The following is a 12,810-nucleotide window of genomic DNA, read 5'->3' on the forward strand; positions in this document are numbered from 1 at the left end:
CTGAAAAGATCAGAGCGTTTCAGCGCCCGATCCGCGTTGGCATTTCCAAATCAGGGAAGCAATCCCGGACGCAACATGCTCTCCAGAATACTGAAGGCAATTAACGATGGTGCCGACGTTTTCGGGTCGGGCTCGCCAGAGTTCGACCCGACCAGAAGCACGACTCCATCTTCCCCGCCCAGCAGGCGGAGTTTGTTCCAAATAGCCAGCAGGGTTGGTATGGGGTTCTGGGACAAAATGGGCACCACGCCTGCAACGAAGTGTGACTGTGTGGAAATACGCAGCAGGGGAAGCGACCCCTTTCCAGACGAGGGTATATCGTTGGAAACGCGGCGGACGTAGCGCCGCGACCGTGATATTTTCGCCCGGCGATGTATCTCCGTTACCGGCTCATCGGCTCATCGCTGAGGGGCTCGAGCTTCGAGAGCGCGGCCACGAGCTCCAACAGGATACCACCTGGCAGATATTGGATATCTAGGTCTCCGAACCCTTGCAGGCTCGACGCTATCAGTCTGGAGCCGAAGCCTCGTCGAGCTGGCGCGATGACCGAAGGGCCGTTGATCTCCTGCCAGACGAACTTCAGAGAATGAGTGGTCGGTAGACCAGTTACTTCCCAAGCGATTTTAACGGAACCTGTCTCGTTGGACAGAGCGCCATATTTCAGGGCGTTGGTCAGCAATTCGTGGATAACCAGACCTATTGATAATGCCTGCTGAGGCCCAAGCTTGACGGCAGGTCCGGATAGCCGCAAGCGGTTGTCGTCCCCCAACCCGGTTGCACTGGCCGTCCCCTGAATGACGTCCGTCAACGTCGCGCTAAGCCAGTTGCGATTGATGAGGATGTCGTGCGCGACCGCCATCGCCGCCAGTCTTGACTTGACTTTACCTGCGGCCTCTTCAACAGAGGTCACATTCCTGAGCGACTGCGTCACTACAGCCTGCACGACCGCCATGGTGTTCTTCACCCGGTGACCCAGTTCGTGCATCAGCAGTGACTGCGTTTCCTCAAACATCTTGCGTTCGGTGATCTCGACGGAAGCGCCGGAAAACCTAATGGGCTTGGTTGCCTCATCTCGTATAAGGCGGCCGCGGGCATGAACCCACCTTACGCCACCATCCGGTTGAAGGATGCGATATTCAGAGTTGAAGGTTTCCTGCCCTTCGAACAATCGAGCGAGCTCTGCCTCGAAAGTTGGCAAATCGTCTGGATGGAAATTCTTGACGTACTCTTCGAGAGGAGCACCTTGGGCGGCCCGGATAGGATCGACGGTGTAAATTTCTGCGAAGTTCGGATCGGCGTAGATAAGGTTCGTTTTTAGGTCCCAGTCCCAGATTCCGACAATGCTCGACGCGCCGAGCGCCAAATTCAGACGTTCTTCGCTACGAGCAAGCCTTTCTTCCGTTGTCTTGAGATCGGTGATGTCTAGCGAGACCCCCGCAATATAGGTCGGGTTGTCTTTGTCGCCCCGGATCAACTGAGCGCGTATCAACACCCATGCCGTGTCCCCGTCCGGCTTGATGATACGATACTGGATGTCGTAGTCCGACCCTGTGGAAATGGTATCCTGAACGGCTGCCGCCATCCGTGTCCGATCATCTGGGTGAACAGCTTCCCTAAGGTCGCTGTACGTAAAAGGCTGATCCGGCGACCGACCAAAATTCAGCTTGCAGATGTCAGATGCCTCAAGGACCATGGTTTCCATGTTCAGTTGCCAGTAACCAAGCCCGCCCGCTTTGAGAGTGGACCTTAACCTCGCCTGCGTTTCTCTCGATGTTTCCTCCGCGACCTTGGTCGCGGTGATGTCGCGCGAAATCGAGAGTATGCGCTCGGGTTTCCCGTCAGCCCCGAGGATTGGCGTAACCTGCACATCCCACCAGCGTGGATTGCCACGCGCGGTGTTCGCCATCCCTATAAAACGTTCTGATTGCCCGGCTTTCGCCGCCTCGACGGCTTTCTTGGCCGCGTCGTTGCCGCTGTCTTGCCAGAAATCAGGCCAAGGGCATTCGGCGATAGCGTCGAAATCGTCAACTTCCATGACTCGCTTTCCGCCTTCTGACATGAAGGTAAGCCTCGCGTCGAGATCGAGGACCTTGATGCAATCGTCCGAGGACGAGAGAACCTTGCGCATGAACTCAGCGTCAGCCCTGATCTTTTCGTCCCGTTCGCGTTGCTCCGTCCGATCTCGAATGATTTTGATGAAGCCCTGAACTCGGCCGTCGTCGTCCCTCAGCGTCATCATTTCGCCCGATGCCCAGAAGTGCGTGCCGTCCTTTCTCAGGTGCCAGCGCTCATCGTTGCCACGCCCCTTCTCGAGTGCGGAGGTCATCTCCCTTTGCGGAATACCTTCACGCTTGTCATCGTCCGTAAAGAACACCGCAGCGGGTGCTCCCATCATTTCCTCTTCGGTCCACCCCATTATAAGGCGTGCGCCTTCGTTCCAACTGGTGACGAGCCCGTCGAGGTCCAGAGCTATAATTGCGTAATCGATCGCGCTTTGCAGCACGGCTTCGAGAAACCTCTCTCGTATCGTCGGGGCATTTTGGGAAGGATGAGGAAACTCGGGATTCATGGCGCTGCCTGGTTTTCGTTTCACGCCGATTTGCATCAACGAACTTCAATTGTCATCCTCTGGAGCTACTTCTGGAGAATGCGGCACGTTATATCCATCACGGGCCGAAGAGTAGAGGAAATACGGACAGACGATATAACATTAGAACAAAGGCGCAGTCACTGCGATGCAGCGATCACACTGGCGCTAAAGGAATATCTTCCTGCCACTGATTATTGAAAATTGCGGCTCTTCACCTTCAGCGCATCGATGTGTAAATCCCGGATGAAGATGTCCCGCGCCTCGGGCACCGGTTTTTGTCTATCGCGAGAATCCCCACCACCTGCCGAGCCGTGAGCGAACTCGTCTCCACGTCCTGATGGTGCATTAAACACCACATCCATGTCAGCGAGACCAGAGAGGTCCGCATACAGGTCGAACAGCTGCTGTGCCACAAGGTGCACGACCTCCCCTTCCCGCTGAAGTCGTCCGTTGATCGCCATCATAGACGCCCCCAGAACGACACGGCGTCGCTTCTCGAATAGACTTGGCCAGACGACGACGTTCGCAGGACCTATCTCGTCCTCAATCGTGATGAACATGACCCCTTTCGCGCTCCCCGGCTTCTGCCGCACTAGGACGAGACCTGCGGTATAAACCCATCGGCCGTCGCGGGCGGACATCGCCTCTTCGCACGTCACCATGCTGCGTTTGGCCAAGCTCTCGCGCAGGAATGCCATTGGATGTTCGCGAAATGTCAGGCCGACGTGTCCGTAGTCCGCAACCACATTAAGGCCTTCGGTCATTTGCCGGAGCTCGACTTCAGGCTCCGCCTGCTCGGCAATTGATTTCTGCTCGCGGTTTGCAGCGGCTGCAAAGAGCTGTAACGGTTCGTTACGCAACGCCTTGATCGCCCAGAGCGCATCGCGGCGTTCGAGTTGAAGCGATGCCATCACGCAGATCCGCTATGACATGCTCGCGCGCAGCAGCCATCGTTCACGCAATCCTTACGGTTCGTGTCGTTTACGGGAGCAGCTTCATGCCGTTTTCAATGTTGAAGTTCACGTTCTGTTCCTGCGCCCAATAAGAGTCAAGAGGCGCTAAATTAGGAATGCAGTCCTCTATTTTTAGCAACTCGAGAGATTCGCGAATTGAATCAGCGAGTAAGATTTGAAACGATGCTGGGTGACACGCACAAAATAAATTTCAGTTGAGTCTGATCAATCCCTCAGCATTGGCTGTCGATGCGTGCAAGCCCCGCTGATCGTAAGGCCTGATATTCAGGAACCATCCTACGCCGATCGCGCTTACCAATGCTGGAGTTTGAAGAAAGGTAGCACCGAAGTGGTCGAAGCCAGGGTACGCGTCATCGATCTCGAAACAGGCGGCAATGGCCCACACGACGTTTGTGAGATCGGCTGGCAGGATGTCGTCATCGACAAAACTGGAAAGTGGGAGGTCACCAATGAGCGCGGGGCGCTGTTCGTCAACCCTGGCCGTCCGATCTCGCCCGACACGATAGCGATCCATCATATCCTGGATGTCCAAGTCGCGGATGCTCCGTTCTGGAAGGAAATAGCATCAACCGTTCTCCGTCCACCCGGCCGTATCGACGCCTTGGCAGCTCATCGAGCCGCTTTCGAGCAACGATATTGCACACGGCGGTTTACAGGCGAAACGCCCTGGATCTGCACATGGAAATGCGCGCTGCGTGTCTGGCCAGAGCTTCCACGGTTTTCCAACCAGATGCTGCGTTATCAACGAATGCCCATAGGACTGGTACATGATATCGGCCTCCCAGCACATCGAGCGATGCCCGACGCCTACGTTACAGCTCATCATCTCCGAGATATGTTGAACCAAACCTCACTTGAGAATTGCCTGGCATGGAGCGCCGAACCAGGCCTTCTACCGCGTGTACCCGCCGGACCAGATCGAGGGAAACCGTGGGATCGCATCAGCATCGAGGCGCTGAACGCCTTCATCGCAGATCGGGATGTGGACGTGCGCTTCAGCGCACAGACCGAACTGGCCCGGCGGATTGAGGCGAAGCCATCTCAGGATGCGCAACCAGCGCAAGGGACGCTTGGGTTCGAATGAGCAAGACGTGTCCGGACACGCCCGATGGTCGATACTTCGTCGTGAAAGGACGGCTGTGGCGTCGCAGCAATCCCAATCTCGATGAACTCACTCGTGCGGCACTGGTCAAGGATTTGATGGCTGCACGCCGGGCGGTTCGCGATGCATCGGCGGGCTCGCCAGCGATGATCGAAGCCCGCAAGAAAGTGGATGCGGCCAAGGTCGCGCTTGGTGAACGCGGTCCAGTCTGGTGGCATGACGAGGCGCCGGATTTTAACCGGCACCTTGCCAAGAATACTCCTTACGCAGCTTGGTTCGAACAGTTGGAAATGGACTGAGATGCCATGGCACCCGGAAGACAAGACTCTGACCCGCTGAGCGAAGGACACAGGGATGGAATTTGATCTGGCGCGGTTCATCAAAGCACAACAAGACACGTACGCAAAAGCATTGCGGGAGTTGAGTGACGGACAGAAGAGGTCTCACTGGATGTGGTCCATCTTTCCGCAAATTCACGGACTTGGTCGATCGGAAACTGCCCGCTTTTACGCGATCTCTGGACGTTCTGAAGCCGAAGCCTACCTGAAACATCCTGTGTTGGGCGCCCGTTTGGAGGAGTGCACGCGCGCCATGCTCAGCCATCCCCGCCTCAGTGCGCACGACATTCTTGGCTCTCCCGATGACCTCAAGTTTCATTCCAGCATGACGTTGTTTGGCATAGCCGCCCAGAGTGGTTCGTCATTCGAGACCGCCCTTCACGTCTTTTATGGAGGTGAAGGCGATCAAGCCACGCTTGCAGTGTTGAAGAACAATATATGATCAGATCCTTACCGACTTTTGCAAAAGTCGCGACTCAAACAAGGGTTCGGCTGCGTGAAAGTGCTGTAGCGCAGCTATTCCAACGGTGTCGCAGTGCCCAAACCTGAATTCCGATACGTCAAGGATGCATTTTCGCTCCCTTTACGATCTTATCCACCACCTTCTTTTCGGCTCTAAGTGCCAGTCCTACCAGTTTCGAATTGTCTGGGCCGAACCGGGCGAACACCTCCCTGTTGGCAGCGTCGTGCCCTGTTGAAAACATCTCCTCGATATAAGCCGAGACTGTAACGTCGCGGTCGAGAACCCGCCTATGGATCGTGCGCAGCGTATCCTGATCCGCGGCGAGGACCACGATTGGCTGGATCGTCATGGGATTGTAGACATGACCAACCGCATCCCGGTATGGTTCGCCGATGATGGCTGGTGTCTGGGCAACGATGCCGCTGGTCAGGAAGGCGGTGACATTCAACCTTTGCCAAGTTGCGAGGTCATCGCGGATAACGATTGCGATCTTGGTGTCAAACATGCGGTTGAACTCCATTCAGGGTATCGAGGGAAAAGAAGACCTAGCTCCCAACAAGGCGGGCGGTCTTGAACGTTCGTGCAAAGTCGGATTTGCCGACGGCATGCGTGTCGCCGCGCCCTCACATGGGGTCGAGCGGATCGAAGCCAGATTTCATGGCAATGCTTTTTCGCCGCATCGGCACGACACCTACGCGCTAGGGCTGACGCTCCATGGTGTACAGACCTTCCGCTATCGCGGCACCGAGCGTTTCAGCAGCCCTGGAAACGTGATCGTGCTGCATCCCGACGAGCTGCATGATGGTGCTGCAGGTACCGAGGATGGGTTGATCTATCGGATGATCTATTTGCCTCCTGACCTGATTGGGGCCGTCGATGGTTACCGCCACGCCCTTCCATTTGTTCCCGATCCGGTGGTTGCCGATGTCGGCCTCTGGCAGGCACTGGCAGAGATTCTTGCCGATCTGAGCGAAGAACCAAGTGACCTGATAATGGACGACGTTGTGGTGCGGCTGGCATCGGGTCTTTCCCGCCAAGCAGGTGCACCGCCCAAAAGCATCGCCAAGTCGGCGCGGTTGGCTGTTCTTCGTGCCCGTGACTTCATCGAAGGGCATTGCAGCGATATCGTGCGCTCTGAAGCGCTGGAGGCTGCATCGGGGTTGGATCGTTACGAGCTGGCCCGGCAGTTTCGCCGGTTGCTAGGTACCAGCCCGCATCGATACCTCATCATGCGCAAACTTGAATTGGCGAAACGGTCAATTGTTAACGGGAACGGTTTGGCGCAATCGGCAGCAGATGCGGGTTTTGCTGACCAGGCACATTTTACCCGCCATTTTCGCAAAGCTTTCGGTATGACGCCAGGTCACTGGCTGGTAATGCGTTCTGCAAGCTCTGACTAAGTTTGATTGTGTTCGACCTGCCATCGGACGCGATACAAGTTTATTGAAGGACGGTCGCGGGCGAATACTATCCGCCCGCTTATACATCATGCTGCATCGATTACGGGATAGTCCGTATAACCTTCAGCGCCGCCACCTGCATAAAAGAGAGCAGGTCTCACGTCATTGAGCGGCGCGCCGGTCCTGAGGCGCGGCACAAGATCGGGGTTGGCGAGCGCCATGACGCCCAGCGCCTCAATATCGGCAAGTCCCGCGGCCACATCGGCACCGATCTGTTCACGCAAACGACCGGGGCGGTTCACGACCAGAGGGCCATCGAAAGAGCGGCGGATATCTTCTAAAAGCGGATCTGTGCGAGCATAGAGGATGTGAAGATAGGCCAAACCGATCTTGCCGAATTCAAAAGCGAGATACCGGTAAAGATCGTCATTGTCCTGAGCTTCGGCGATGCCACCCGTCGGAACACCCGGAGAGAGGCGAATGGCGGTTTTCTGTGGGCCGATGGCATCAACGACCGCACGGACGACATCAATTGCAAAGCGCGCCCGGTTTTTCATCGTGCCGCCGTACTCATCGGTGCGATGGTTGCTGTCCGGGGCGAGAAACTGGTGTACCAGATAGCCGTTCGCACCGTGGATTTCGACACCATCTGCACCGGCTTCGATAGCTCGCTTTGCGGCATAGGCGAAATCCGCAATTGTCTGCTGGACTTCCTCTGTCTCCAGTGCGCGAGGTAGGGGCACCGGCTGCATCCCGCCCATCGTGAACATGGAATCGCCGGACGCGATTGCGGAAGGTGCGACGGGCTGGCGATGATGCGGCGTGTTATCAGGGTGAGACCGTCTGCCGACATGCATGAGCTGGATGAACAGTCGTCCGTCTGCCACATGGACGGCGTCAGTGACCTTGCGCCAGCCAGCGACATGCTCGTCAGTATAGATACCCGGCGTCGCCAGGTATCCTTGCCCATCGTCAGACGGCTGGGTTCCTTCGCTGATCAGCAGACCGAGCGATGCGCGCTGTGCGTAATATTCCTGCGCGAGGTCGCCGGGTGTCCCGTCAGGCTTGGCGCGGCTGCGGGTCATCGGTGCCATGGCCAAACGGTGCGGCAGAGTGATCCCGCCAAGTGTTATCGGGCTCCAGAGATTGGTCATCATATTACTCCTTGTTCAGCCGCTGAGGCCGTGATTGAGAAGGCGCCCTGAAATTAATCGGTCCACATCACTTCCAATAGACGCTATATATGGACGCACTGTCTCACAGGTGGAACGCATGGACCTTCTAGCACTGACTGACTTCAATCTCGTTGCCCGCCATGGTGGATTCGGCAAAGCGGCTCGCATGGCTGGTCGACCTAAGGCCACTTTGTCTCGACGCGTGGCCGATCTTGAGGCGAGCCTGGGTCTTCGGCTCTTCGAGCGCGGCGCACGAGACCTCAAATTGACGGAAGAAGGTCGAGCCCTGTTCGAGCGGACCACGCAACTGCTGACGGAGCTGGAAGAAACGGCAACTGCTATCGCATCAGGGGGTCAATCGCCGCGTGGACGTCTGCGCATCAGCGCCCCGCTCATGTTTGCACAGGCAGCCTTGGGAAAGCTAGCGGCAGGCTTTCTGCTAAAATATCCCGAGATGCGGGTCGAGATCGTCGTGGAAGATCGCGCCGTGGATATGATCGAGGAGGCTTACGATCTTGTCATCCGCCTCAATCCTCAACCCGATGTCAATCTCGTTGGTCGGCCCTTTCTGCGTGACCGACAGGTCGTCGTCGCTGCTCCAGGCATCGCCTGGCCGGAACCTGATAACGCTGTGCCATCAGTAGTTCGCAGTTTAGTCGGCAGGCCGGACACCTGGAATGTGGTGACGCCTTCCGGGCCAGCAAAGCTTGCGACGACGCCGGTGCTTGGTATGTCGTCGAACACGATGCTGCGGGATGCGGTCTTGATGGGTGCGGGCGTGGCACGGTTGCCGCTTTCTTTGGTCAGCAAAGACATCGCCTCCGGTCGTCTCAACCACTGGGGCGATGTCGAGGGTGCCGAAACGGCGCTCTGGGCGCTCTATCCTTCGCGGCGTCTGCTCAGCGCGCGCGTATCAGCCTTTCTCGATTATCTTAAAGAAGCCTTTCCGCAAGGTATACCGGAAGAACTTGCTGCCTATTTGAGCTGACGTACAGCGTCTACACTGCATGGCCTGTCCAAGCGGCCGCAAGCCTATCAGAGACGAGGTTTAAGCGCTGGTGCGCGCCCGGAATCGCCTGAGTTCGGTTCGCCCTTCGGTTCTATCAAGAGAACCTTCACCTCGTTTTTAGCCCGTGGTCGATGCACCACTCCCTTTGGAACGACAATCAGCTCGCCGGCTTTCACTGTTCGAGACGGCTCGCCTTCGATGTCGAGCTCCATCTCTCCCTCCAACACAAGGAAGAAGTCATCAGTCGTGTCATGCTTGTGGAACGGATATTCGCCCTTGAACTTAACGACCATCAAGTCATTTTCATTGTAATCAGCGATCACATGCGGGTCCCAGTGGCTCGAAAACAGGCTGAGCTTTTTGTCGAGATTAATGGATTCCATTTGCGTATCCTTTGTGGGTTTGAACGCGACCGCGACGAAGGAATGCAATTCAATCAAAGCCAGTCAGCACAACAGTTACGCCAGACGTCGAACTGGGTATTGAACGATCGTGCAAGCGCGACTGGTTTCCTCCAGGGGGAGTGGAAAAGGCTTCAGATGGCGGAAACCTTTTCCGGCGCCAAACGTCGTCATTCGTTAATGAGGACGACCTTCCCCTGCATGCTTCCCCGCCCTGCCCGATCATGGGCCGCGGAAGCCTCAGCCATTGGGAACGTGCTGTCGATCACCACCCGGATCGTGCCGTCATCGAGCAGGCGGCCAGCTTGTGCCAGTTGCGCATCATTGGAGCGCACCTGAGCCGTTGAGACGACGATGCCGCGTCGTTCAGCCTCTTCATGGCCGGAGAAGCCGAGAGGGTTGACCAGATAGAGCGCTCCACCTTTTTTGATGACATTCATGAAGCGCTCCATGTTGGAGCCACCAACCGCGTCGATCACCAAATCGACATCCCGCATGACCGTCTCGGCTGGCTGCTTGGTGTAGTCAATGAATGTGTTTGCGCCGAGATCTGCAAGAAGCTCCTCGTGCCTTCCGGAAGCAACCGCAATCACGCGAGCGCCCTTCCATTTGGCCACCTGAACCATCAGGTGTCCGACCCCGCCGGCTGCGCCATTCACCAGCACGGTCTTGCCATCAAGCGCGACTGGTGCATGGTTGAAGCTCTGGAACGGGTTCGGCTCATCGTGGCCAAGCTCTACGAGAAACTGCCATGCCGTCAGCAGCGACATTGGAGCAGCGGCAGCCTGCACATGATCAATGCCTTTAGGTTTCATTGCGAGGTCGGAGGCCGGGACTTTGACATAGTCGGCATAGGCATTGCTGCCGGTCATGAGATCGTGGGGGAAACGCACCATGCCATAGACCTCGTCGCCAACGCCGAATGCTTGGACATCGTCCCCGACTGCGGTGACGATACCAGAGATGTCGGTGCCCAGGATCAACGGAAAAACCGGACTGGGTCGCCACTCCGGCGGAAGTGCACGATAGCCATCCCGCAGATAAAGATCAGGGGGATTGAGACTTGCAGCATGCACCCGGACAAGGACCTCGCCCTGTTCGGCAACAGGCCGTGGAGCCTCTTCGTAACGCAGGACATCCGGGCCACCAAATTCGTGCAGGCGAACTGCTTTCATCATCTCGGTCATATCAAACTCTTTCAAATTGAGATTTATTGAACTGATGTACGCGCATCCTTTGTGGTTGATAATGGCGCTATATTTCGCTTTAATAGTGCCATGAAGGAACAAATCGGAATCGAACGGTTGACCGGCTTGATCGCCTTTGCGCGCGCCGGATCGCTGGGCAGCTATACGGCGGCAGCGCGGTCGCTTGCCATCTCGCCATCAGCGGTCAGTAAAAGCGTCCAGCGACTGGAAAGCCACCTTGGCGTTTCGCTGTTCACCCGAACGACGCGATCTCTTACCCTCACCAATGAAGGACGTGACCTGCATGAACGCGCACTGAGGCTGCTCAGGGATGCCGAGGAGATCGAGCAGGCCGCAAAGTCCGCGCGTTCCGAACCGGCGGGAACCTTGCGCATTGCCGCTTCACTTCCGATTGGCCTGCATGTCATCGCACCTTTACTGCCCAGGTTTCGCGCACGTCATCCGAAGGTTTCGATCGATCTCAGACTGAATGATCAGAGGGCGGACCTCATCCAAGAGGGCATAGATCTGGCTGTTCGCATCGGCGACCTTCCCGACTCCCAGCTTCTATCGCGGAAACTCTCGCCGCATCTGCTTAGCTGCTACGCCTCCCCAGAATACTTGTCCGCGAATGGTGCGCCAACCCATCCTGATCATCTTCAGCAGCACCAGACGGTCAACCTGCGCTATCAGAGCAGTGGGCAGTTATTTCGCTGGCCGTTCCAGCTCAAAGAGCGAGAAATCGAGATCGTGCCGTCGTCGGCAATCATCGTCGATGCGAGCGAGGCTGTCATAGCAACGATCGCAGCGGGAGCGGGAATCGGAATGGTGACAAGTTTCATGGCAGCGCCATGGGTAGACCGTGGTCAACTGACCCCTGTCCTATCCGATTTCTCTGTCGAACGTCACGACATCACAGCCGTTTGGCCGGAAAGCCGCCGGACCAACCCCGCTGTAAGAGCCTTCCTGAGCATCCTGACGGAAGCCCTATAACCTACGTCGAGACATGCACGTTGACTTGAATGCACCGGAACACCATCTTTGCGGAATGCCGAAGCGTGTGTCGGCGTCGAACAGTCAGCCACCTCAGCAGGAAATCGAACGGCCCCTGAAGGATTTTTCTTCGGGGCCGACACAAACCTTCAATCGACAGGTCGTTTGTCTTCCGCCGCTGGCCAGTCGTTGGCCGGCTCCTCGATCACATCATCATCTGCAGGATCTGGATCACGCTCATGTGCGACCAGCAGGCTGTTCACCTCCACGACAATGACACTGCAAGCGTCCTCATAACTGACGCCGGTTACAACGAGACCATCGACCAGCTCTTCGAGCTTGGAGCGAACCTCACGTTTCCAATCATCGGTCATTTCTCTCTCCTTTGTTTGACGGTTTTCTCCGTAAGTTCAATCCAGACAGGCGCGTGATCGCTGGTGTGCTCCCAGCCACGAACATGCTTGTCGACTTTGGCTTTCACGAGTTTTCCCGCTAGATCTGGGCTCAGCAGAAAGTGGTCAATCCGAAGTCCGGCGTCGCGCGCATATGCGTTCCGAAAATATGCCCAGAAGGTGTAGAGCCGGTCGTTCGGATGGAGATGCCGTAGCGCATCCGTCCAACCTTGAGCCACCAGATTTGCATAAGCCGCTTTGACCTCGGGCCGGAACAGCGCGTCATCTACCCAACGCTCCGGTTTGTAGACATCGAGATCGGTCGGCATGACGTTGAAATCGCCGACGAGCGCCACCGGCACCTCGAGCTCGAGTAGTTCGTCCGCGTAGGAATGCAGTCGCGCAAACCAGTCTAGTTTGTATTGAAACCTCGGCCCTGGGACGGGGTTGCCGTTCGGCAGATAGAGGCATCCAACAACCATTCCGTCGATGACAGCCTCGATGTAGCGACTTTGGTCGTCGTCGTGACCGCCGCGCAAGCCGCGTCTCGTCTCAAGCGGCTCCTGACCACGTGCAAGGATGGCGACACCATTCCACGATTTCTGGCCATGCCATATCGCGCCGTAGCCTGCACGTTCCAGCTCTTTGCGCGGAAATTTGTTGGACGGTGCCTTCAGTTCCTGGAGGCAAGCGACGTCCGGGTGTGCTTCATCCAGCCAACGAAGCAGGATGTCGAGGCGACCATTGATGCCGTTAACATTGTAGGTGGCGATCTTCACCGGCTTG

13 protein-coding genes and 1 pseudogene are annotated in these 12,810 nt (G+C 56.8%); 6 read left to right on the plus strand and 8 right to left on the minus strand.

What is annotated here, in order from left to right; translation table 11 throughout:
- Positions 1–382 precede the first annotated feature (382 nt).
- Positions 383–2,593, minus strand: a complete 2,211-nt coding sequence (locus RMR21_RS24540) for a PAS domain-containing sensor histidine kinase (protein ID WP_498672352.1) — start codon at positions 2,591–2,593, stop codon at positions 383–385.
- 188 nt (positions 2,594–2,781) lie between these two features.
- Positions 2,782–3,501 (minus strand): annotated as a pseudogene (locus RMR21_RS24545) (OB-fold nucleic acid binding domain-containing protein); the annotation flags it as partial.
- A 370-nt stretch (positions 3,502–3,871) separates the two neighbouring features.
- On the opposite strand from RMR21_RS24545, the gene RMR21_RS24550 reads away from it, so the two are divergent.
- The 3 genes from RMR21_RS24550 to RMR21_RS24560 are packed head-to-tail and all read left to right on the plus strand — an operon-like array spanning position 3,872 to position 5,446.
- Positions 3,872–4,648, plus strand: a complete 777-nt coding sequence (locus RMR21_RS24550; RefSeq protein ID WP_498672354.1) for an exonuclease domain-containing protein — start codon at positions 3,872–3,874, stop codon at positions 4,646–4,648.
- Positions 4,645–4,965, plus strand: a complete 321-nt coding sequence (locus RMR21_RS24555) for a hypothetical protein (RefSeq protein WP_498672356.1) — start codon at positions 4,645–4,647, stop codon at positions 4,963–4,965. Before RMR21_RS24550 ends, RMR21_RS24555 begins: the two co-directional genes overlap by 4 nt.
- A gap of 55 nt (positions 4,966–5,020) precedes the next feature.
- Positions 5,021–5,446 carry a DUF1810 domain-containing protein gene (locus tag RMR21_RS24560; protein ID WP_498672358.1) on the plus strand — a complete coding sequence of 142 codons (426 nt, stop codon included), beginning with the start codon at positions 5,021–5,023 and terminating at the stop codon, positions 5,444–5,446.
- Positions 5,447–5,564: 118 nt separating this feature from the next.
- Here the strand turns inward: RMR21_RS24560 and RMR21_RS24565 are convergent, their stop codons facing one another.
- Positions 5,565–5,972 (minus strand): DUF2000 family protein, encoded by a 408-nt coding sequence (locus RMR21_RS24565; RefSeq protein WP_498672360.1) that lies wholly within the window; start codon positions 5,970–5,972, stop codon positions 5,565–5,567.
- On the opposite strand from RMR21_RS24565, the gene RMR21_RS24570 reads away from it, so the two are divergent.
- A complete protein-coding gene (locus RMR21_RS24570) occupies positions 5,971–6,867 on the plus strand; it encodes an AraC family transcriptional regulator (RefSeq protein ID WP_498672362.1) in 897 nt (298 codons plus the stop codon). The genes RMR21_RS24565 and RMR21_RS24570 overlap by 2 nt on opposite strands.
- Before the next feature lie 86 nt (positions 6,868–6,953).
- Here the strand turns inward: RMR21_RS24570 and RMR21_RS24575 are convergent, their stop codons facing one another.
- Entirely contained in the window at positions 6,954–8,021 is a 1,068-nt protein-coding gene (locus RMR21_RS24575) for an alkene reductase (RefSeq protein ID WP_498672675.1), read from the minus strand.
- A gap of 118 nt (positions 8,022–8,139) precedes the next feature.
- Between RMR21_RS24575 and RMR21_RS24580 the strand changes: the two genes are divergently transcribed.
- Positions 8,140–9,030 (plus strand): LysR family transcriptional regulator, encoded by an 891-nt coding sequence (locus tag RMR21_RS24580; RefSeq protein WP_498672363.1) that lies wholly within the window; start codon positions 8,140–8,142, stop codon positions 9,028–9,030.
- A 47-nt stretch (positions 9,031–9,077) separates the two neighbouring features.
- Here the strand turns inward: RMR21_RS24580 and RMR21_RS24585 are convergent, their stop codons facing one another.
- Positions 9,078–9,434: a cupin domain-containing protein gene (locus RMR21_RS24585; RefSeq protein ID WP_498672365.1), complete on the minus strand. Its 357-nt coding sequence runs from the start codon at positions 9,432–9,434 to the stop codon at positions 9,078–9,080.
- A gap of 188 nt (positions 9,435–9,622) precedes the next feature.
- Complete coding sequence (locus RMR21_RS24590; protein WP_498672367.1) at positions 9,623–10,639, minus strand: NADP-dependent oxidoreductase; 1,017 nt, start codon at positions 10,637–10,639, stop codon at positions 9,623–9,625.
- Positions 10,640–10,729: 90 nt separating this feature from the next.
- Between RMR21_RS24590 and RMR21_RS24595 the strand changes: the two genes are divergently transcribed.
- Positions 10,730–11,632 (plus strand): LysR family transcriptional regulator, encoded by a 903-nt coding sequence (locus tag RMR21_RS24595; RefSeq protein ID WP_498672368.1) that lies wholly within the window; start codon positions 10,730–10,732, stop codon positions 11,630–11,632.
- Positions 11,633–11,781: 149 nt separating this feature from the next.
- Here the strand turns inward: RMR21_RS24595 and RMR21_RS24600 are convergent, their stop codons facing one another.
- On the minus strand, positions 11,782–12,006 hold the full coding sequence (locus RMR21_RS24600) for a hypothetical protein (protein ID WP_498672370.1): 225 nt from the start codon (positions 12,004–12,006) through the stop codon (positions 11,782–11,784).
- A complete protein-coding gene (xth, locus tag RMR21_RS24605) occupies positions 12,003–12,803 on the minus strand; it encodes an exodeoxyribonuclease III (protein WP_498672372.1) in 801 nt (266 codons plus the stop codon). The genes RMR21_RS24600 and xth overlap by 4 nt, the downstream gene beginning before the upstream one ends.
- Between the last annotated feature and the right edge of the window lie 7 nt (positions 12,804–12,810).

It is taken from the genome of Agrobacterium sp. rho-8.1 (assembly GCF_033957725.1).
In the GTDB taxonomy this organism is placed as follows: Bacteria; Pseudomonadota; Alphaproteobacteria; order Rhizobiales; family Rhizobiaceae; genus Agrobacterium.